The 19,305-nt window shown below is 72.6% G+C and carries 19 protein-coding genes and 1 riboswitch; of the genes, 10 read left to right on the plus strand and 9 right to left on the minus strand.

Going from position 1 to position 19,305, the window contains the following annotated elements:
- Window positions 1-15: 15 nt before the first annotated feature.
- Window positions 16-1,155, minus strand: coding sequence for an N-acetylglucosamine-6-phosphate deacetylase (gene nagA / locus AQJ66_RS08175; protein ID WP_061918618.1), 1,140 nt, complete (start codon window positions 1,153-1,155; stop codon window positions 16-18).
- Entirely contained in the window at window positions 1,155-2,066 is a 912-nt protein-coding gene (locus AQJ66_RS08180) for an ROK family protein (protein WP_244162789.1), read from the minus strand. The genes nagA and AQJ66_RS08180 overlap by 1 nt, the downstream gene beginning before the upstream one ends.
- Before the next feature lie 208 nt (window positions 2,067-2,274).
- Here AQJ66_RS08180 and AQJ66_RS08185 point away from each other — a divergent pair, with 208 nt between their 5' ends.
- The 3 genes from AQJ66_RS08185 to otsB all read left to right on the plus strand — a co-directional run bounded on the left by AQJ66_RS08185 (window position 2,275) and on the right by otsB (window position 5,111).
- Window positions 2,275-3,501: an extracellular solute-binding protein gene (locus tag AQJ66_RS08185; protein WP_061919349.1), complete on the plus strand. Its 1,227-nt coding sequence runs from the start codon at window positions 2,275-2,277 to the stop codon at window positions 3,499-3,501.
- Between the two features lie 35 nt (window positions 3,502-3,536).
- Window positions 3,537-3,764, plus strand: a complete 228-nt coding sequence (locus tag AQJ66_RS08190) for a DUF3263 domain-containing protein (RefSeq protein WP_061918622.1) — start codon at window positions 3,537-3,539, stop codon at window positions 3,762-3,764.
- Window positions 3,765-4,277: 513 nt separating this feature from the next.
- On the plus strand, window positions 4,278-5,111 hold the full coding sequence (gene otsB, locus AQJ66_RS08195) for a trehalose-phosphatase (RefSeq protein ID WP_061918624.1): 834 nt from the start codon (window positions 4,278-4,280) through the stop codon (window positions 5,109-5,111).
- 25 nt (window positions 5,112-5,136) lie between these two features.
- On the opposite strand, the gene AQJ66_RS08200 is transcribed toward otsB, so the two are convergent.
- Together AQJ66_RS08200 and AQJ66_RS08205 are read right to left on the minus strand one after the other, a co-directional pair.
- Window positions 5,137-6,555, minus strand: coding sequence for an alpha,alpha-trehalose-phosphate synthase (UDP-forming) (locus AQJ66_RS08200; RefSeq protein WP_061918625.1), 1,419 nt, complete (start codon window positions 6,553-6,555; stop codon window positions 5,137-5,139).
- A gap of 95 nt (window positions 6,556-6,650) precedes the next feature.
- Window positions 6,651-7,595, minus strand: coding sequence for a glucosyl-3-phosphoglycerate synthase (locus AQJ66_RS08205; RefSeq protein WP_061919351.1), 945 nt, complete (start codon window positions 7,593-7,595; stop codon window positions 6,651-6,653).
- 160 nt (window positions 7,596-7,755) lie between these two features.
- Window positions 7,756-7,903: riboswitch (SAM riboswitch) on the plus strand.
- A gap of 18 nt (window positions 7,904-7,921) precedes the next feature.
- Here AQJ66_RS08205 and thrC point away from each other — a divergent pair.
- From thrC to AQJ66_RS08230, 5 genes are all read left to right on the plus strand, one after another.
- The gene (thrC, locus tag AQJ66_RS08210; RefSeq protein WP_061918627.1) at window positions 7,922-9,208 is read left to right on the plus strand and encodes a threonine synthase; all 1,287 of its coding nucleotides are present in this window, start codon (window positions 7,922-7,924) and stop codon (window positions 9,206-9,208) included.
- The gene (locus AQJ66_RS08215; protein WP_061918629.1) at window positions 9,205-9,480 is read left to right on the plus strand and encodes a MoaD/ThiS family protein; all 276 of its coding nucleotides are present in this window, start codon (window positions 9,205-9,207) and stop codon (window positions 9,478-9,480) included. Before thrC ends, AQJ66_RS08215 begins: the two co-directional genes overlap by 4 nt.
- Window positions 9,481-9,922: 442 nt before the next feature.
- Entirely contained in the window at window positions 9,923-10,126 is a 204-nt protein-coding gene (locus tag AQJ66_RS08220; protein ID WP_004929928.1) for a cold-shock protein, read from the plus strand.
- A 356-nt stretch (window positions 10,127-10,482) separates the two neighbouring features.
- Window positions 10,483-12,105, plus strand: coding sequence for a chaperonin GroEL (groL, locus tag AQJ66_RS08225; RefSeq protein ID WP_061918631.1), 1,623 nt, complete (start codon window positions 10,483-10,485; stop codon window positions 12,103-12,105).
- Window positions 12,106-12,310: 205 nt separating this feature from the next.
- Window positions 12,311-13,435 carry an NADH:flavin oxidoreductase gene (locus AQJ66_RS08230; protein WP_061918633.1) on the plus strand — a complete coding sequence of 375 codons (1,125 nt, stop codon included), beginning with the start codon at window positions 12,311-12,313 and terminating at the stop codon, window positions 13,433-13,435.
- 49 nt (window positions 13,436-13,484) lie between these two features.
- Here the strand turns inward: AQJ66_RS08230 and AQJ66_RS08235 are convergent, their stop codons facing one another.
- The 3 genes from AQJ66_RS08235 to AQJ66_RS08245 form a co-directional block, all read right to left on the minus strand.
- On the minus strand, window positions 13,485-14,054 hold the full coding sequence (locus AQJ66_RS08235; protein ID WP_061918635.1) for a hypothetical protein: 570 nt from the start codon (window positions 14,052-14,054) through the stop codon (window positions 13,485-13,487).
- A 129-nt stretch (window positions 14,055-14,183) separates the two neighbouring features.
- Entirely contained in the window at window positions 14,184-15,107 is a 924-nt protein-coding gene (murQ, locus tag AQJ66_RS08240; RefSeq protein WP_061918637.1) for an N-acetylmuramic acid 6-phosphate etherase, read from the minus strand.
- Between the two features lie 42 nt (window positions 15,108-15,149).
- Entirely contained in the window at window positions 15,150-16,055 is a 906-nt protein-coding gene (locus AQJ66_RS08245; protein ID WP_061918639.1) for a MurR/RpiR family transcriptional regulator, read from the minus strand.
- 55 nt (window positions 16,056-16,110) lie between these two features.
- On the opposite strand from AQJ66_RS08245, the gene AQJ66_RS08250 reads away from it, so the two are divergent.
- Both AQJ66_RS08250 and AQJ66_RS08255 read left to right on the plus strand, forming a co-directional pair.
- Window positions 16,111-16,494, plus strand: a complete 384-nt coding sequence (locus tag AQJ66_RS08250; RefSeq protein WP_061918641.1) for a hypothetical protein — start codon at window positions 16,111-16,113, stop codon at window positions 16,492-16,494.
- 7 nt (window positions 16,495-16,501) lie between these two features.
- Complete coding sequence (locus AQJ66_RS08255; RefSeq protein WP_061918643.1) at window positions 16,502-16,783, plus strand: DUF4031 domain-containing protein; 282 nt, start codon at window positions 16,502-16,504, stop codon at window positions 16,781-16,783.
- Window positions 16,784-16,826: 43 nt separating this feature from the next.
- On the opposite strand, the gene AQJ66_RS08260 is transcribed toward AQJ66_RS08255, so the two are convergent.
- On the minus strand, window positions 16,827-17,921 hold the full coding sequence (locus AQJ66_RS08260) for a GNAT family N-acetyltransferase (RefSeq protein ID WP_061918645.1): 1,095 nt from the start codon (window positions 17,919-17,921) through the stop codon (window positions 16,827-16,829).
- 691 nt (window positions 17,922-18,612) lie between these two features.
- A complete protein-coding gene (locus AQJ66_RS08265) occupies window positions 18,613-19,293 on the minus strand; it encodes a hypothetical protein (protein WP_061918646.1) in 681 nt (226 codons plus the stop codon).
- Between the last annotated feature and the right edge of the window lie 12 nt (window positions 19,294-19,305).

The following is a 19,305-nucleotide window of genomic DNA, read 5'->3' on the forward strand; positions in this document are numbered from 1 at the left end:
GAAGAGGGGAACGGATCAGGGCAGTTGGGGCGCGACCACCCATTCCCCGCGCCGCATGACGCCCTTGAGGTCGAAGTCCGCGTCCAGCAGCACCAGGTCGGCGTCCTTGCCGGGTTCCAGGGAGCCGATGCGGTCGGAGAGGCCGAGGAGGCGGGCCGGGTTGGCCGACAGGGCCGCCACCGCGTCCGTCACGGACAGCCCGTCGACGGTCACCGCCCGCTTGAACGCGCGGTCCAGGGTGAGGGTGGAGCCCGCGATCGAGCCTCCGTGCACCAGCCGGGCCACGCCCTCGCTGACCTCCACCTCCAGCGGGCCGAGCATGTAGCGGCCGTCGCCGATGCCGGCCGCGTCCATCGCGTCGGTGATGAACGCGACCCGGGCGGCGCCCGCGTGGTGGAACGCCAGCTGCAGGGCCGCCGGGTGGAGATGGGTGCCGTCGTTGATCAGCTCGACGGTGACCCGCTCGTCCTCCAGCAGGGCCGCGATCGGGCCGGGGGAGCGGTGGTTCAGGGCGGGCATGGCGTTGAAGAGGTGCGTGGCGACCGTGGCGCCCGCGTCGACGGCGGCCAGCGTCTGCTCGTACGTCGCGTCCGTGTGCCCGACCGCCGCGATCACGCCGTGCTCCGCGAGCAGCCGCACGGAGTCGATGCCGTCCGGCAGCTCGGTGGCCAGGGTCATCATCCGCGCGTGGCCGCGCGCCGCGTCGATCAGCTTGCGCACCTCCGCCGGGTCCGGGTCGCGCAGCAGCTCCTCGGAGTGCGCGCCCTTGCGGCACGGCGAGATGAACGGCCCCTCGAAGTGGATGCCGGCGATCTCCCCCTGCTCGGCCAGCTCGCCCAGCAGCCCGGCCTGCCGCACCAGCAGGTCCATCTCGTCGGTGACGGTGGAGGCGACCAGGGTGGTCGTGCCGTGCCGGCGGTGCGTGCGGACGGCCGTCAGCACCTCGTCCGCCGTGCCGGAGAAGGAGGCTCCGCCGCCGCCGTGGTTGTGGAGGTCGACGAAGCCGGGGACCAGCCAGTGGCCCGTCACGTCCACGGCCGGGGCGTCCCCGGAAGCGGCCGCGATCTTCGTACCCTCGACGGCCACGCGCCCGTCGTCCACCACACCGGTGGGCAGCACCACCCGGGCACCTGCGAGAACCAAGCTGGGAGCCATCAGGCGGTTACCTCCGGAGTCGTAGGGGTGGGGCCGGTCGTCAACAGGTCCCGCGCGAGCAGCCCCGCGCCCAGGCAGCCGGCGCTGTCGCCGAGGGCGGCGGGGACGATGGACGGCAGTTTCTGGAAGGTCACCCGCCGCCGGACGGCGTCGCGCAGCGGCCCGAACAGCACGTCCCCCGCCTCGGCCAGACCGCCCCCGATGATCAGCGTGCGCGGGTCCAGCAGGGTGAGCGCGGTGACCAGTCCGTCGGCGAGCGCGTCCACCGCCCCCTGCCACACCCGGACGGCGTTCGGATCCCCGGACGCGACCGCCTTCGCGCAGTCGGCCGCGTCCGCCTCCGGGTCGCCGCAGGCCGCCGCCCACGCCTCGCTGACGGCGGACGCGGAGGCGTACCGCTCCAGGCAGCCGCGCTGCCCGCAGGGGCACGGGGTGCCCTGGGGCCGTACGACGATGTGGCCGATCTCGCCCGCGAAGCCGTGCGCGCCCGCCTCCACCCGGCCGTCCACGCCGATCGCGCCGGCGATGCCGGTGCCCAGCGGGACGAACAGGAACCGGTCCGCGCCCCGGCCGGCCCCGATGCGGCCCTCGGCGAGCCCGCCGGTGCGCACGTCGTGGCCGAGCGCGACCGGCACGCCGAGCCGCTCGGCGAGCAGGGCGCGCAGGGGGACGTCCCGCCAGCCGAGGTTGGCGGCGTAGACGGCGACGCCGTGCCGCTCGTCGACGATGCCGGGGACCGCGAGGCCCGCCGCCGCGGCCGGCTCGCCGTAGCGCTCCAGGCCGTACGCGCGCAGTTCGGCGGCGAAGTCGAGGATGTCCGCGACCACCGCGTCGGATCCGCGCTCGCGGCCGGTGGCGCGGCGCGCCCGGTGCAGCAGCCCTCCGCCGTCGCCGACGAGGGCGGCCTTCATCCCGGTACCGCCGACGTCCAGGGCGATGACATGTCTGACCACGCTGCCTAGTGTGACCCGCGGACCCGGGAGAGGTCTAGTCCACTCACGTGGTGTAGACCTTATGTGTCCATATATTGAACGGTCAGACAGCAGGGTTGGGGCTTTGACAGTGGGTCGGCGCAGTCGTCGTGGGGCAGGAACGATCGCGGCGGTGTCCGCGCTGGGCATGACGGCGGTCCTCGGCGGCTGCGGCAGCACGGGATCGTCCGACGTCACCCTCGAACTGGTGGCGGCGGACTACGGCGACTCGGCGGCCAGCAGCTCGAAGAAGTACTGGGACGACCTGGCCGAGGGCTACGAGTCCCGCCACCCGGGCGTCAAGGTCCACGTCGACGTCTACTCCTGGAACGACGTCGACCGCAAGGTCAAGGAGATGGTCGCCGCCGGGCACGCCCCCGACCTGGCCCAGATCGGCGCCTACGCCGACTACGCCGCCGCGGGCAAGCTCTACCCGGCCTCCGACCTGCTCTCCATCCGCACCCAGGCCGACTTCCTCTCCTCGCTCGCCGACGCCGGCCAGTGGCAGCACGTGCAGTACGGCATCCCGTTCGCCGCCTCCACCCGGGTCCTCTTCTACAACAAGACCCTCTTCGGCGAGGCCGGCATCACCCCGCCCACCAACTGGAGCGAGCTGGCGGCCGACGCCGGGGCGCTCAAGGCCAAGGGCGTGAAGTACCCCTACGCCCTCCCGCTCGGCCCCGAGGAGGCCCAGGCCGAGACCCTGCAGTGGCTGCTGAGCGGCGGCAACGGCTACACCGACGACGTGGGCACCTACACCATCGACTCCCCGCAGAACGTGAAGACGTTCACCTGGCTCAAGGACGAGCTGGTCGGCAAGGGCCTGACCGGCCCCGTCGCCCCCGGGCGGCTCAACCGCGCGGACGCCTTCGCCGCGTTCGCCGACGGCCAGGTCGGCATGCTGAACGGGCATCCCACGCTGATGCAGCAGGCCGCCCGCAAGGGCGTGAAGTTCGGCATGGTCCCGCTGCCGGGCCGCACCGGCAGGGCCCGGGCCTCGATGGGCGTCACCGACTGGATGATGGGCTTCCGGCAGAACGGGCACGCCGAGCAGATAGGCGACTTCCTCGACTACGCCTACCAGGAGAAGAACGTCCTCGCCTTCTCCCGCGAGTACGGCCTGCTGCCGGTCACCGACTCCGCGTCCAACACCATGGCCGAGTCCGGCGCGGCCCGCGACAAGGAACTGCGCCCCTTCCTCGACCAGCTGCCCACCTCGCAGCAGTACCCCGTAGGCAAGACCTCCTGGGCGGCCGTCAGCGCGGCCGTGAAGAAGGACATCGGCCAGGCCGTCGCCCCCACCGGCAGCCCCGCCGGCGTGCTGACCCGCCTGCAGTCGGCGGCGTCGGCGGCCGACAGCGCGAACAGCGGCTGAACCGGTTGTCGGTGCCCGGCGCTACGGTGGCGCCCATGGAGCAACTGGGCGCCCGCGAACAGGCCATCCTCGCCCTGGAGCGCCGCGGCTTCCCCGGCCCCGGCGCGAAGGAACGCGCGATACGCGAGGAACTGGGCCTGGCCCCGGTCCGCTACTACCAGCTCCTCAACGCCCTCCTGGACGACGAGCGCGCCCTCGCCCTGGACCCGGTGACGGTGAACCGCCTGCGCCGCATACGGGAGGCCCGGCGCGAGGAGCGCTGAGTCCGGTTGCCGGGCGGCATGCCGCCGGGGCGCGTGGCCGGGGGCGGGTGCCGGGTTCGGCGGCCCTTGTCGCACAGGTGCAGGTGCGTCGCCGGTCGGTGCGGCTCGCAGGGCGGGCCGTTGGGCGTCCGGCTCGGGTCAGAGCCGTACAGGTGCTCACGGGCCGCGTGGCCCCGCGGCGGATCGAGGGACCGGCCGTCGGTACCCGTGCCGGGCAGGCACGTCGACGGCGGGTGGTGGTTTCGGGGGAAGGTCGCCGGGGTGGGCCGCCGGACAGTGCCGGGCAGCCGGTGGCTCCCGGGGCGTGGCCCCGGGCGGGCAGCCCGCCGCGTCGGTCGGCGAGCGCCACGGTGAGGCCGCCCGGCTCCCGGGCGAGGCCGAGCGGGGGCAGCCGCCCGCCCTGCGGCCCCGGACAGCCGTCCGTCCGCTCCGTCCGGCGGCGGGGTGGCCGGTTCGGCCGCGGGTCGTCGTCCGGCAGGCGTGGCACCCGGCTGCGGCGGATACTGTCGCCGTATGGACCTTCTGCCGACCCCGGTGACCCAGGCCGGTCGCGACGGGCTGCGCGCGGTGCTCGACAAGCCGCGCACGGCGGTCGTCGGCCTCGACTTCGACGGCACCCTCGCGCCCATCGTCGAGGATCCCGAACAGGCCCGCGCCCACCCCGACGCCGTGCCGGCCCTCGCCGTCCTCGCCCCCAAGGTCGCCTCCGTCGCCGTGATCACCGGCAGACCCGCCGAGGTCGCGGTGCACCACGGCGGCTTCGCCTCCGTGCCCGGCCTGGAGCACCTCACCGTCCTCGGCCACTACGGCGCCGAACGCTGGAGCGCGGCGACCGGCGAGGTCACCGCCCCCGCCCCGCACCCCGGCGTCGCCGCCGTGCGCGCGGAGCTGCCCGCGGTGCTGACGCGCGCCGGCGCCTCGGAGGGCACCTGGATCGAGGAGAAGGGGCGGGCGGTCGCCGTCCACACGCGCCGCGCGCGGGACCCGCAGGCCACCTTCGAGGCCCTGCGCGGCCCCCTCGCCGACCTCGCCGCCCGCCATGGCCTGATCGTCGAGCCCGGCCGGCTGGTCCTGGAACTGCGCCCGCCCGGCATGGACAAGGGCGTCGCCCTCCTCGACCACGTCCGCCGCACCGCCGCCGGGTCCGTCCTCTACGCCGGTGACGACCTCGGCGACCTCCCGGCCTTCGCGGCCGTCGAGAAACTTCGCGCGGACGGCGTGCCGGGCCTGCTGGTCTGCAGCGGCAGCACCGAGGTCACGGAACTCGCCGAGCGCGCCGACCTGGTCGTCGACGGCCCCGCGGGCGTCGTGGCCCTGCTGCGCGCACTGGCGGCCAGGATCGGCTGACCCGGCGCAGCTCCGCCGGCCGGTCTCACTCCTGCAGCGCCTGAAGCTGATCCAGGAACCACCGCGCCGGCGGCAGCGCCGTGGCCGCCGCGGCCAGCCGCTTCGTCCGCTCGGCCCGCTCGCCCGGCGCCATGCTCAGCCCCTCGTGCAGCGCCCTGGCCGTGCCCCCGATGTCGTACGGGTTCACCACGATCGCGTCCTCGCCCAGCTCCTCGTACGCCCCCGCCTCCCGCGACAGCACCAGCACGCAGCCCTCGTCGGAGACGACCGGCACCTCCTTGGCGACCAGGTTCATGCCGTCCCGGATGGGATTGACCAGGGCCACGTCGGCGAGCCGGTAGGCGGCCAGGGACCGCGCGAAGTCGTCCTTCACGTGCAGCACCACCGGAGTCCAGTCCGGCGTGCCGTACGTGGAGTTGATCTCCTCCGCGGCGCGCTGCACCTCGGCGGTGTACTCACGGTAGACCTCGAGGTCCTGCCGCGAGGGGTAGGCGAAGGCGAGGTGCACCACCCGCTCGCGCCACTCGGGGTGGTCCTCCAGCAGCTGCCGGTACGCCAGCAGGCCGCGCACGATGTTCTTGGACAGCTCGGTGCGGTCCACCCGGACGACCGCCTTGCGGCCCTCGCCGATCTCCGCCCGCAGCGCGGCCATCCGCTCGTCCACGTCGTCCCGGTGCGAGCGCTCGCGCAGGAAGTCCGCGTCCGCCCCCAGCCCGTGCACCCCGATCCGGGTCCCGGACGGGATGCCGGGGCCGAGCACGGCGTGGCAGCAGTCGGTGAACGCGTCCGCCCACCGCCGGGTCAGGAAGGCCGCCCGGTCGGCGCCGAGAATGCCGGTGAGCAGCTCGGCCGCGATGTCGTCGGGCAGCATCCGGAAGTAGTCCGGCGGGGCCCAGGGGGTGTGCGAGAAGTGGCCGATGCGCAGGTCGGGGCGGAGCTGCCGGAGCATCCGGGGCGCGAGGGCCAGGTGGTAGTCCTGGATGAGCACCGAGGCGCCCTCGGCCGCCTCCTCGGCCAGCGCCTCGGCGAAGGCGTGGTTGTACGCCTGGTACGCCGCCCACTGCCGCCGGAAACCGGCGTCGAAGACCGGCTCCAGCGGGGTCTGGTACAGCATGTGGTGGACGAACCAGAGCACCGAGTTGGCGATGCCGTTGTAGGCGTCGTGGTGCACGTCCGGATCGATGCCGAGCATGCGCACGTGCTGCCCGCCGGTGTCCTCGGCCGGCAGCAGCCCGCCGCCGGCCCGCCGCACCGCCTCCCGGTCGCCGTCGCCGAGCGCGGCGCACACCCACACCGCGTTGGCGTCCGGCCCGATGGCCGACAGCCCCGACACCAGCCCGCCACCGCCCCGTCTGGCGTGCAGCGCGCCGTCAGGGCGCAACTCATACGAAACCGGGCCGCGATTGGACGCGACCAGCACCTCAGCACCGTGCGTGGAAGCCATAAGCCTCAACCTAGCCCGGCCCGGAAACGCTCAAACGTACGGTCCGCCCTGCGAGGGGACGGTATACAGCCTTTCTCGCGCACCGGCCGGATCGCTCAGGCCACCCGCCGCGCCGCGTACTCCGCGATCTCCGCCATCGGGGGGCGCTCCTCCGTGTCCACCGAGTACGTGTGCGGTTCGAAGCCCTCCGCGCCGCGTTCGAACTGGGTGAGGGACGGGCGGATCAGGTGGCCGCGGGCCAGGCGCAGCTGGGCCGTGCGGTAGATGGCCGCCGCCATGCGGCCGAGGGCCTGGCCGTCCTGATGCCGGTGCTTGCGGACCCCGACGTCGACCTGGGCCAGCGCGTCCAGGCCCACCAGGTGCAGCGCGTCCACCAGCATGCCCAGCTCCACGCCGTAGCCCACCGGGAACGGCAGCTGCTCCAGCAGGGTGCGGCGCGCGGCGTACTCGCCGCCCAGCGGCTGCACGAAGCCGGCCAGCTGGGGCCAGTGCATGTTGAGCAGCGGGCGGGCCATCAGCTCGGTGACCCGGCCGCCCTGCCCGGTCGCACCGGCGAGCGGACGGTCGTACATCGCCTTGACCAGGTCGACGTCCGGGTCGGTCAGCAGCGGCCCGACGATGCCGAGGACGAAGTCGGAGGAGAACTCCCGCAGGTCGGCGTCGACGAAGCAGACGATGTCCCCTCCGGTGACCAGCAGCGAGCGCCACAGCACCTCGCCCTTGCCGGGGACGGCCGGGACGCGCGGGAGGATCTCGTCGCGGTGGACGACGCGCGCCCCCGCGGACGCGGCGACCTGGGAGGTGCGGTCGGTGGACCCGGAGTCGACGACGACGATCTCGTCGACGAGCTGGGCCTGGTGCATGAGGTCGTGACGGACGACGCCGACGATCTCGCCGACCGTCTCCTCCTCGTTGAGCGCGGGCAGGACGACGGACACGGACTGGCCCGTGCGCTGCTTGGCAGCGAGGACCCGGTGCAGCGGACGATCGGCCACGGACCAGGAGCGGGTGGCCAGCCAGCGCTCGACTTCTTCCAGCACGGTCTGCGGCTCCTCACTGTTCGTGATCACATGCGTGCGACTGTGTGATCCATCTCGCGGTTCGGACGACTATCTCAACTGTCCTGGCCTTCGGTTACAGTCTTGAACAACGCCGGTGACCATCGCATGTCGGGGTCGGCGCGCGTTCACAACCGAATACCGCTCATCCAGAGGGGCAGAGGGACACGGCCCGATGAAGCCCCGGCAACCCTCCAGTCGGTTCCTGTCACGTGGACGTGGCGAGGCTCCCGGCTAGGGAAGGTGCCAAATCCGTCTCACGGCGAAGTGCGCCGTGAGGAAGATGAGGAGAAAGGGCCTCGCCTCACATGGCTGCGCAGACAGTTGAAAGCACCGGGAATCCCACCGTCGACCTCGGCCCCGCCGCCGCCCTGAGCTGTCGCGAGTGCGGCCACCGGGTACCCCTCGGACCGGTCTTCGCCTGCGAGGAGTGTTTCGGCCCGCTGGAGATCGCCTACGACTTCTCCGCCTACGACACGGAGGAGCTGCGCCGGCGCATCGAGGCGGGCCCCGCGAACATCTGGCGCTACGCGCCCCTGCTGCCCGTCCCCGCCGACGTGGCCGACAAGCCGAACCTCAACCCGGGCTGGACCAAGCTCGTCAAGGCCGACAACCTGGCCCGTGAGCTGGGCGTCACCGGCGGCCTGTACGTGAAGGACGACTCCGGCAATCCGACGCACTCCTTCAAGGACCGCGTCGTCGCCCAGGCCCTCGAGGCCGCCCGCGCCTTCGGCTTCACCACCCTGTCCTGCTCCTCCACCGGCAACCTGGCCGGCGCCGTGGGCGCCGCCGCCGCCCGCGCCGGCCTGCGCTCCTGCGTGTTCATCCCGCACGACCTGGAGCAGGGCAAGGTCGTCATGGCCGCGGTCTACGGCGGCGAACTCGTCGGCATCGAGGGCAACTACGACGACGTGAACCGGTTCTGCTCCGAGCTGATCGGCGACCCGGCCGGCGAGGGCTGGGGCTTCGTCAACGTCAACCTGCGGCCGTACTACGCCGAGGGCTCCAAGACGCTGGCGTACGAGATCTGCGAGCAGCTCGGCTGGCGGCTGCCCGACCAGATCGTGGTCCCGATCGCCTCCGGCTCCCAGCTCACGAAGATCGACAAGGGCCTGCAGGAACTGATCAGGCTCGGCCTGGTCGAGGACCGGCCGTACAAGATCTTCGGCGCCCAGGCCGAGGGCTGCTCCCCGGTGTCGACGGCCTTCAAGGCCGGCCACGACGTCGTCCGGCCGCAGAAGCCGGACACCATCGCCAAGTCGCTCGCCATCGGCAACCCCGCCGACGGGCCGTACGTCCTGGACATCGCGCGCCGCACCGGCGGTGCCGTGGAGGACGTGACGGACGCGGAGGTCGTCGACGCGATCAAGCTGCTGGCCCGCACCGAGGGCATCTTCGCCGAGACGGCCGGCGGCGTGACCGTCGGCGTCACCCGCAAGCTGCTCAAGGACGGCGTCCTGGACCCCGCGAAGAGCACGGTCGTCCTCAACACCGGCGACGGCCTGAAGACCCTCGACGCGGTGGCCGGCACCGGCCTCACCGCGACCATCCGCCCGAACCTGGACTCCTTCCGAGAGGCTGGCCTCGCATCATGAGCGTGACCGTTCGCATCCCCACCATCCTGCGCACCTACACCGGTGGCCAGGCCGAGGTCTCCGCCGAGGGGGCGACCCTCGCCGAGGTCATCGAGGACCTGGAGAAGAACCACACGGGAATCGCCGCCCGCGTGCTGGACGACCAGGGCAAGCTGCGCCGGTTCGTGAACGTCTACGTCAACGACGACGACGTCCGCTTCGAGCAGGGGCTCGAGACCGCCACGCCGGACGGTGCCGGTGTCTCCATCATTCCGGCCGTCGCCGGCGGCTGACAGAATGACCGATCATTACCTTCGGTAATCCCGGTAACGGATTGTTCACCGAATGGCCTCCTCCGTGCGAGAAACGGAGGAGGCCATTCTGTGTGATTGAGCGCGGTACAGTTGGGGAACGCGTTCCGCGCCCGCAGGGCGCACTCCCTGGATTCGCGCTCGAGCGCCCGCAGGAAGTAGCCAAAATGCGCGGGTCTTATGTGTCGTTTGCGCCATTTATGGAGCCCGACTTGCCCTGAAGTCGGGTGAATTCTCCCCACATTCCGGACCGTTCGCGTCCAGAATTCTCGTCCGATTGACCTGTTGCAGACGGCAGTTGGACAGATACATTCAGCGGCGGTCGACGCGTTCCGGCGCACGCCCCCGGCCAATGGGGGGTGAGGTCTGACCCGGGTCCGCGAAGTGCGGATCTGTGCAAGGGCCAGTAATAGGGGAGTTAGGCATGGCTCAGGGCACCGTCAAGTGGTTCAACGCGGAGAAGGGGTACGGCTTCATCGCGGTCGACGGTGGTGCGGACGTCTTCGTCCATTACAGCGCCATTCAGATGGACGGCTACCGCACCCTGGAAGAGGGCCAGCGGGTGGAGTTCGAGATCTCGCAGGGCCAGAAGGGCCCGCAGGCCGACATGGTTCGCCTCAGCGCCTGAACGTTTCTTGCCCGAAGGGCCCGCACCTCGCACAGGGTGCGGGCCCTTCGGCGTGCCCGGCGTGCCCCTGTTCGCCCCGGGCCGACTGCCGCCCCGACCCCCCAAGGCGCTTGCGCCCGCCCGTCGCCCGACCACCACCCCTCAACGAACCCGCTTCGCGGGTGCGCCTTGCACTCGGGCATGCCGAGTGCTAATCATTGCGTTAGCACTCTGAAGGTGAGAGTGACAGCGAAGGACCGGGTCGGTGAGGCCCGCGGGCCGGGTGGTGCAAGGAACCACAGGGCCTGCGAGCCGTCCGTCGCGGGCGCGGGCGCGGTCCGAAGGAATCACCCCCAGTCCTGGAGGGACCACTTCACATGGCCAAGATCATCGCGTTCGACGAGGAGGCGCGGCGCGGCCTCGAGCGCGGCATGAACCAGCTCGCGGACGCCGTCAAGGTGACGCTCGGCCCCAAGGGCCGCAACGTCGTCCTCGAGAAGAAGTGGGGCGCCCCCACGATCACCAACGATGGTGTCTCCATCGCCAAGGAGATCGAGCTCGAGGACCCGTACGAGAAGATCGGCGCCGAGCTGGTCAAGGAAGTCGCCAAGAAGACGGACGACGTCGCCGGCGACGGTACGACCACCGCGACCGTGCTCGCCCAGGCGCTGGTCCGCGAGGGCCTGCGCAACGTGGCCGCCGGTGCCAACCCGATGGCCCTGAAGCGCGGTATCGAGAAGGCCGTCGAGGCCGTCTCCGCCGCCCTGCTGGAGCAGGCGAAGGACGTCGAGACCAAGGAGCAGATCGCCTCCACCGCGTCCATCTCCGCCGCCGACACCCAGATCGGCGAGCTGATCGCCGAGGCCATGGACAAGGTCGGCAAGGAAGGCGTCATCACCGTCGAGGAGAGCAACACCTTCGGCCTTGAGCTCGAGCTCACCGAGGGCATGCGCTTCGACAAGGGCTACATCTCCGCCTACTTCGCGACCGACATGGAGCGCATGGAGGCGGTGCTCGAGGACCCGTACATCCTCATCGCCAACTCCAAGATCTCCTCGGTCAAGGACCTGCTCCCGCTCCTGGAGAAGGTCATGCAGTCGGGCAAGCCGCTGCTGATCATCGCCGAGGACGTCGAGGGCGAGGCCCTGTCGACCCTGGTCGTCAACAAGATCCGCGGCACCTTCAAGTCCGTCGCCGTCAAGGCCCCGGGCTTCGGCGACCGCCGCAAGGCCATGCTCGGCGACATCGCCATCCTCACGGGCGGCGAGGTCATCTCCGAGGAGGTCGGCCTCAAGCTGGAGAACGCGACCCTGGACCTCCTGGGCCGCGCCCGCAAGGTCGTCATCACCAAGGACGAGACGACCATCGTCGACGGCTCCGGCTCCTCCGACCAGGTCAACGGCCGCGTCAACCAGATCCGCGCCGAGATCGAGAACAGCGACTCGGACTACGACCGCGAGAAGCTGCAGGAGCGCCTGGCGAAGCTCGCCGGCGGTGTCGCGGTCATCAAGGCCGGCGCCGCCACCGAGGTGGAGCTCAAGGAGCGCAAGCACCGCATCGAGGACGCCGTGCGCAACGCCAAGGCGGCCGTCGAGGAGGGCATCGTCGCCGGTGGTGGCGTGGCCCTGCTGCAGGCCTCCCAGGTGTTCGAGAAGCTGGAGCTCGAGGGTGACGAGGCGACCGGCGCCAACGCCGTGAAGCTCGCCCTGGAGGCCCCGCTCAAGCAGATCGCCGTCAACGGTGGTCTCGAGGGCGGCGTCGTCGTGGAGAAGGTCCGCAACCTGACCGTCGGCCACGGCCTGAACGCCGCGACCGGCGAGTACGTCGACATGATCGCCGAGGGCATCATCGACCCGGCGAAGGTGACCCGTTCCGCGCTGCAGAACGCCGCCTCCATCGCCGCGCTGTTCCTCACCACCGAGGCCGTCATCGCCGACAAGCCGGAGAAGGCCGCCGCGCCGGCCGGCGGCGGCATGCCGGGCGGTGACATGGACTTCTGATCCCGCGCGGATCGGCCTGTCCTTTCCGAGGGCGGCACTCCCTGTCTGTGGCAGGGGGTGCCGCCCTCGGGCGTGTCCGACGTCACAGCGCTCACCGGCCGGAAGCGGAATGCGCCGCGGGCCCCTGGGAGTTTCCTTAAGGAGCTGCAACAATGCGTGCGCACATACCAGCTGGTCAACCGAGTCGTCCCCGAGGAGCCCCCACGTGACCGTGACGCCGACCCCCGCCTCCCGCGCGGCCCAGATCCTCTCGCGCCCCATCACCCTGAACGGCCTGACCGTCCCCAACCGCATCGTGATGGCGCCGATGACCCGGATGTTCTCCCCGGGCGGCGTCCCCGGCGAGGACGTGGTGTCCTACTACGCCCGGCGCGCCGCGGCCGGCGTCGGCCTGATCGTCACCGAGGGCACCTACGTCGGCCACGAGTCGGCCGGCGGCAGCAGCCGCGTGCCCCGGTTCCACGGCGAGGAGCAGCTGGCCGGCTGGGCGAAGGTCGCCGAGGCGGTGCACCAGGCGGGCGGCACCATCGTGCCGCAGCTGTGGCACATCGGCACGGTCCGCAAGCAGGGCCAGAACCCCCACCCGGACGCCCCCTCCCACGGCCCCTCCGGGCTGCGCGTGGACGGCACCGAGGACGCCACGCCCATGACCCAGGCCGACATCGACGCCGTCATCGGCGCCTTCGCCCAGGCCGCGGCCGACGCCGAGCGCATCGGCTTCGACGGCGTGGAGATCCACGGCGCCCACGGCTACCTGCTCGACCAGTTCCTGTGGGAGGCCACCAACCGCCGCACCGACGCCTACGGCGGCGACCCGGTCGCCCGCACCACCTTCGCCGCCCAGATCGTGGCGGCCGTCCGCGCCGCGGTCTCCCCGGACTTCCCGGTCATCTTCCGCTTCTCGCAGTGGAAGCAGGAGGCCTACGACGCCCGTCTCGCTGAGACCCCCGAGGAGCTGGAGGCCATCCTCACGCCGCTGGCCGCCGCCGGCGTCGACGTCTTCCACGCCTCCACCCGCCGCTACTGGCTCCCCGAGTTCGAGGGCTCCGACCTGAACCTCGCGGGCTGGACGAAGAAGATCACCGGCAAGCCCGTCATCACCGTCGGCTCGGTCGGCCTGGACGGCGACTTCATCAAGGCCTTCCAGGGCGAGGGCTCCCCGGTCAAGGGCATCGACAACCTCCTGGACCGGCTGGAGGCCGACGAGTTCGACATGGTCGCCGTCGGCCGCGCCCTGCTCCAGGACCCCGAGTGGGCGGAGAAGGTCCTCTCCGACCGCTTCGACGAGCTGAAGCCGTACGACGCGGCCGCCCTGCAGACGCTCAGCTGAACCGGTGAGCGGGGCCGGGTACCGCCCCTCCCGGCCCGGAGGCCCGCCCCTACAGGTTGCCCATCGGCTCGATGTCGACGTACACGGGCGTGCCCCACACCCGCAGCACCTCGTAGTCGGTGAACTCGTGCACGAGCCGGTACGCCATGGCGGGCCGCGACCCGCGCCGCTGGGCGGCGAGGTAGGCCTCGGCCTCGTGCCGGTCCCGCCGGGGCGTACCGCACAGCTGCCACTCACGCCCGTTCCAGGCCTCCGCCAGCCAGCGCTGCTGCGGCTGGGGCCGGTCGGCGCGCACGCCGTAGCGGGAGGGGGCGGTGGCGACGGGCGCCGCCTCCGCCCGGCCGCTCCGGTACCCCGCCCGCCGGGCCGCCCGGCGCCGGGTCTCGCAGAGCAGGCACAGGTCGGGCGCGCTCTCGTCCACGGGCCCCTGCGGGTGCTCCGGGCAGCGCGTGGTGGGCGCGCTGCTGCTGACGCTCTCCTCCAGCAGGTCCAGCGCCCGCCGCAGATCGGCCTTGATCTCGTGCAGGCGGGCGTCGGGGGTGTCGGCGGTGAGGGCGTCGCCGTGTTCCCCGAGCACCCGCAGGGCACGGCCCAGGGAGGTGAGCTGGGCGTGGTTCATGGCAGTCCGTCCAGTCCTTCGGCTTCTGCGCGCCGGGCGGTGCCCGGCGGGGGCGGCGGCTCGGCCGGGCACCCCAGGGCCAGCTTACGAGCGGGCCCGGGCGTGACCGGCCGCGGGAAGCGTCCCGGCTCAACCGTCCGCCCGGGCCAGCGCCGCCCGCAGGTGGCCGTCGGACTGCCGCAGCAGACGGGCGGCCGTCGGGCCGTCGACGCCGGCGAGGATGGCCAGGATGGCGTTCTTCACCTCGCCGCCGGACTCGGTGAGGGCCTGCTCGATCTCCTCCTCGCCCGCCCCCGTGGCCAGCGAGACGATGCGCCGCGAGCGGGCCCGCAGCTTGTCGTTGGACGCGCGGACGTCGACCATCAGGTTCCCGTACGTCTTGCCGAGCCGGATCATCGTGATCGTCGACAGCATGTTGAGCACCAGCTTCTGCGCCGTGCCCGCCTTCAGGCGGGTGGAGCCGGTGAGGAGTTCCGGGCCGACGACGACCTCGATCCCGTGCTCGGCGGCCGCCGCGAGCGCGCTGTGCTCGTTGCAGGCCAGCCCGATGGTCAGCGCGCCGAGCGCGCGGGCGTGCTCGACGGCGCCGACGGCGTACGGGGTGCGGCCGGAGGCGGAGATGCCGACGACGGTGTCGTCCGGGGTGAGTTTCAGCGCGTCCAGGTCCCGGCGGGCCAGCTCCGGGGAGTCCTCGGCGCCCTCCACGGAGGTGACCATCGCCTCGGGGCCGCCCGCGATCAGGCCGACGACCTGCTCCGGGTCGGTGTTGAAGGTGGGCGGGCACTCGGAGGCGTCCAGCACGCCGAGCCGCCCGGCCGTCCCGGCGCCGGCGTAGACGAGCCGCCCGCCCCGCGCCATGCGCTCGGCTACGGCGTCGACGGCGGCGGCGATCTGCGGCAGCCGGGCGGCGACCGCAGCGGGGACGGCGCCGTCCTCCCCGTTCATCAGCCGGGCGATGTCGAGGGTGGGCAGCCGGTCGATCTCGGCGAGCTCGGGCCGGAAGGCCTCGGTGGTCAGGGACTCCAGCTGGGTGCGCAGGTCGTGGGAGGTCATGGGGGGTGGCTCTCTCCGCTTCCGGTGGCTTTCACTCACGTCTCACCTGGTGCCGGCGCGATGCCGGTGCGCCAGCGCCTCGTACGACGCCGCCAGCGCGGGCGCCGCACTCTCGTACGTCCGCTGCGCGACCCCCACGAACAGGCAGTCCACCACCAGCAGTTGACTGGTCCGGGACGACATCGCGGCGGGCCGCAGCTCCGACTCCCGCGACGTGGAGGTCGTCAGCACGTGGTCCGCGTACTGCGTCACCGGTGACTGGGGTCTCCCGGTGATCGCGACGGTCGTCGCCCCGCGCTCGAACGCGACCCGCAGCGGCTCTATCACGTCCCCCGTCGACCCGGAGTGCGTGATCGCGATCGCCACGTCACCCGCCCGCAGCTGCACCGCGTTGGTCACCGCCAGGTGCGGATCGCCCGGGGCGTGGGCTATGAGCCCTATCCGCAGCAGCTTCTGCGTGAGGTCCTGGGCGACCAGTCCGGACGCCCCGAGGCCGTACACGTCGGTGCGGCGGGCGGCCGCGAGCGCGGTGACGGCCGCGCCCAGTGCCGCCGTGTCCAGACCGGCGGCCGTGTCGGCGAGGGTCTGCTGCTCCTCGTAGGCCAGCTTGGTGACGACGTCGGCGAGAGAATCGTCCACCGCGATGTCCGTCGTGATCGCGGGCGCGCGGCCGGACTGCTGCTGCGCGGCCAGTCCGGCGAGGGCCAGCCGCAGATCGCGGTAGCCCGGATAGCCGAGCAGGCGGGCGGTGCGGACGACCGTCGCCTCGCTGGTGCCGGTGAGTTCGGCCAGGCCGGTGACCGTGAGGGCGGCGCAGCCGGCCGGGTCGCCGGCGACCGCCTCGGCGACGCGCTGCATCGAGCGCGTCATGGAGGGTGCGAGGGTGCGCACCTTGGCGGCGAGCGAGCCGCCCGGACTGCCGAAACTTTCCTTCACGTCCTGGGTCACCTCTGAAAGATATTTTCGGCTCGGCGTCCCGGTCAAGAGTGCGCACAATGGGACCATGGAGTCCCTGAGCCCGCTCGAACAGTCCCTGCACGCCGCCCGCGCCCTGGTGCTGGCGGACCTGGTCGCCGGCCGGGTCGCGCAGGCGGACGTGGTGTCGCTCGTCGAGGACTCCGTCGTCCAGCGGCGCTGGTGGGTCGAGCAGTGGCCGGACGGCGCCGGCTTCGTCGCCGGGCTGGTCGCCCAGGACGTGCAGGACGCGCTGCTGGAGCGCTACGGCCGCTGGCCGCTGTGCCCGGTGTGCCCCTCGGGCGACCCGCACGCCCTCGACGTCGAACCGGAGCTGGGCCCCGACCCGCACTGGGTGTGCCACCAGGCGGGCGTGAAGGTCGCCGCGGTGGGCTCGCTCGGTAGCGCCACGGGCGGGATGCAGTCCTCGTGAGGCGCCCGTGACGGTGTACATCGACCCACCGGCCTGGCCCGGCCACGGCCGCATGTGGTCGCACCTGGTCAGCGACGCGTCGTACGACGAACTGCACCTGTTCGCCGCGGACCTGGGCGTTCCCCGGCGGGCCTTCGAGCGCGACCACTACGACCTGCCGTCGCACCGGTACGCGGACGCCGTGGCCGCCGGGGCGGTGGAGGTGAGCAGCCGCGAGGTGGTGCGGCTGCTGCGCTTCTCCGGCCTGCGCCGCCCGAAGGGGCGGGTGGCGCGGGGGCTGCCGATCTGACGCCCGCGCCGCGGGGGCCGCCGCGAGGGACAGGCTCAGGCGGTCAGGCGCGGTGGATGTAGAGCAGCAGCCCGGCGTCCAGGTCGTGCTCCTGGTGCGCGATCCGCTCCTCCTCCACGGTGGCCGGGGTGAAGCCCGCCCGGGACACCACCCGCTGCGAGGGGACGTTGTCGCGCTCGATGGTCGCGAACACCGTGCCGACGTCGTCGCGGGCCAGCGCCCACTCGGTGAGCGCGCGCAGCGCCTCGGTGGCGTAGCCGTTGCCCCGGGCGCCCTCGACGAGGTCGTACCCGACCTCCACCCGGCCCTCCTCGTCCGGAGCGCCGTGGAAGCCCATGCCGCCGACGGCGCGGCCGTCCTCGTGCCGTACGAGCGCGAACACCCCGAACTCGGGCCGGTACACGCCCGCTTCGTAGGCCTTGATCAGAAAGCCGGCGGCCTCCAGAGTCCCCTGGTACGGCCCGCCCTCGATCCACTCGAAGCCGCCGTCGCCGCCGAGGCGCAGGTCGCGGGCGGCGGGCGGGCGGATGCCGGTCAGGGTGAGGCGTTCGGTGGGGATGACGAGGTTGTTGCGCCAGCGCCACTCCGTGACCGGGGCCCGGCCGGGCAGTTCACCGCGGCCGGTCGCCCACAGCAGGGTGGGCCAGGGCTCCGCGCCCGGCTGGACGTGCGGGAAGATGCAGCCCAGGACGGCATCGGCGAGCGCGGCGGGCGGCTCGTAGGCGATGCCCAGCCCCCGGGCCATGTCATGGGTGTGCAGCAGCACCTCGGCGACGCCCATCGCGGCGAAGCCCTCGCGGTCGGCGCTGCCGTACGGGAACGGGTGGAAGGCCCGGACACCGGGTGGAGTGGCGCGGACGGTGGTGGCGAGCAGGACGCCGGCCGTCCGGAGGACCTCCAGCGTGCCGGCGTCGTCGGCGTCCTCCTCCAGGACGACGTCGAAGGGCACGTACGCGTCCTGGGCCCGCCCGGCCAGCTGCCCCGCGTACGCGATCAGCGCACCGGCGACGTGCTCGGCCGTCCTCCGGCAGCTCCACTCCAGGCCCCCCGCCCCGACGGCGCCCCAGTCCTGCCCCACCCCCGCCCGCAGCGCCGCCACGCATCCGTCGACGGCCTCGGTCACGTCGTCCCCGCTCATCGCTCGCATGGGCGAACCCTAGGGGCCGGGACGGCTCCGGGCGACGGTATTTCCGGTTTCACCGACGGCTGCCCCTGCCGACGGGACCGGCGGGGGAGACGGCGGCGGCCGGGGCGCGGCCGCCCAGGCCGGCGCCGGCGGACATCGCGGAGCGGACGGTACTGGGGCCGGGCGACGGCTCCCGCCGAGGACTCCCCTCCATCGCCCGAACCGGGCACGTTCACCCCGGCAACGCCGGCCGAACCGGACGACGCCGACCGACTGCGCGCCCACCGGCGTGGGTTCCTCTCCTGGCTCGGCCGTTTCCGGCGCCGGCGCGTCCTCGTGCCGTACGGCGAGAACGGTGCCGCCCTGACGGTGGAGGCGCACGGGGCACGGTGGCTGCTCGCCCGTACCGGCTGGGGTGCGCCCGCCGCTGCTGCCCGCCGGCCGGGAAACGGCCGACGGGCTGCGGGCTACAGATGTTCTCGTCGACCGCATCGCGGGGTGGGAACACGCACTGGACATTCTTTGTCGGGCTGCTCCGCCGGTAGGAGCGGACCACCTGCTTCCTGTGTCCGCCTGACGGACATGGTCAATGGACACCGTGCTGGGCTGGGTCGGGTCGGTCCCGTCCGTCAGGCGGTCAGGTGGGTGGCGGCCGCGTGGTGGGGGTGGAGATCGCGGTCCGGTCAGGGGTGGAGGAGGGGGGTCAGCGGATGTGGCGGTGCATCGTCACGGTCGGCATGAAGTCGGCGAGGGGATCGGCGGTGCCGCTTGTGCGGGGCGCGCGTGCCGCTTCGTGGTCAAGGATGGTTTTGATCCGTTGGGCGAGCTCATCGGCCCGGCGTGTGATCTGGTCGATCGGCAGAGGGGACGCCCTGAGGGCGTCGACCTGACGGTTGATGCCGTTCAGTTCGACGCGCGCCTGGGGGCTGATGTGGAAAAGCCGAGGAGTGGCCACGACGAACTGGTAGGCAGCCGAGAGGGTTTGGCAGTCGGGGCAGTGCTCGTTGACTGCTCGGCTGAGGTTGGTGGCGTTGATGCGGCGTGCGTTGGCGCCGGCGGTGGTGACGATCTGGTAGGAGAGCGCGACGGAGCGGCAGGGGTTCTGGGGGCTGCATCCGGTGGAGACGGCGGTGGCGCGGTTGTTGGCGGTGACGGCGATGGTCGGGCCGTATTCGTGGATGGCGAAGGAGATGTCGCTCTGGTTCACGTGGATCCTGTCGGCGTGGCTGTGGGCGGTGTCGACCGCGACGGCGACGTGGGGGATGGAGCGGGTGGGGGTGGCGCGTGCCGTGCCGGCGACAGCGGTGACGGCCAGGCCGGCGGTGACGGCTGCGCCGAGTCGGACGGCGGTCTTGGTGGGGGTGCGTGGTTTGCGGTGGTGCACGGTCTTCTCCTG

It is taken from the genome of Streptomyces bungoensis (assembly GCF_001514215.1).
In the GTDB taxonomy this organism is placed as follows: domain Bacteria; phylum Actinomycetota; class Actinomycetes; order Streptomycetales; family Streptomycetaceae; genus Streptomyces; species Streptomyces bungoensis.

Excerpts from the sequence above, each read along its gene's own strand:
- AQJ66_RS08200 (WP_061918625.1), bottom strand. The coding sequence starts at position 6,555 with ATGGCTTCCACGCACGGTGCTGAGGTGCTGGTCGCGTCCAATCGCGGC.
- AQJ66_RS08190 (WP_061918622.1), top strand. The coding sequence starts at position 3,537 with ATGGAGCAACTGGGCGCCCGCGAACAGGCCATCCTCGCCCTGGAGCGC.
- AQJ66_RS08185 (WP_061919349.1), top strand. The coding sequence starts at position 2,275 with ATGACGGCGGTCCTCGGCGGCTGCGGCAGCACGGGATCGTCCGACGTC.
- otsB (WP_061918624.1), top strand. The coding sequence starts at position 4,278 with ATGGACCTTCTGCCGACCCCGGTGACCCAGGCCGGTCGCGACGGGCTG.
- thrC (WP_061918627.1), top strand. The coding sequence starts at position 7,922 with ATGGCTGCGCAGACAGTTGAAAGCACCGGGAATCCCACCGTCGACCTC.
- murQ (WP_061918637.1), bottom strand. The coding sequence starts at position 15,107 with ATGACCTCCCACGACCTGCGCACCCAGCTGGAGTCCCTGACCACCGAG.
- groL (WP_061918631.1), top strand. The coding sequence starts at position 10,483 with ATGGCCAAGATCATCGCGTTCGACGAGGAGGCGCGGCGCGGCCTCGAG.
- AQJ66_RS08260 (WP_061918645.1), bottom strand. The coding sequence starts at position 17,921 with ATGAGCGGGGACGACGTGACCGAGGCCGTCGACGGATGCGTGGCGGCG.
- AQJ66_RS08250 (WP_061918641.1), top strand. The coding sequence starts at position 16,111 with ATGGAGTCCCTGAGCCCGCTCGAACAGTCCCTGCACGCCGCCCGCGCC.
- nagA (WP_061918618.1), bottom strand. The coding sequence starts at position 1,155 with ATGGCTCCCAGCTTGGTTCTCGCAGGTGCCCGGGTGGTGCTGCCCACC.
- AQJ66_RS08215 (WP_061918629.1), top strand. The coding sequence starts at position 9,205 with ATGAGCGTGACCGTTCGCATCCCCACCATCCTGCGCACCTACACCGGT.
- AQJ66_RS08180 (WP_244162789.1), bottom strand. The coding sequence starts at position 2,066 with ATGAAGGCCGCCCTCGTCGGCGACGGCGGAGGGCTGCTGCACCGGGCG.
- AQJ66_RS08235 (WP_061918635.1), bottom strand. The coding sequence starts at position 14,054 with ATGAACCACGCCCAGCTCACCTCCCTGGGCCGTGCCCTGCGGGTGCTC.
- AQJ66_RS08220 (WP_004929928.1), top strand. The coding sequence starts at position 9,923 with ATGGCTCAGGGCACCGTCAAGTGGTTCAACGCGGAGAAGGGGTACGGC.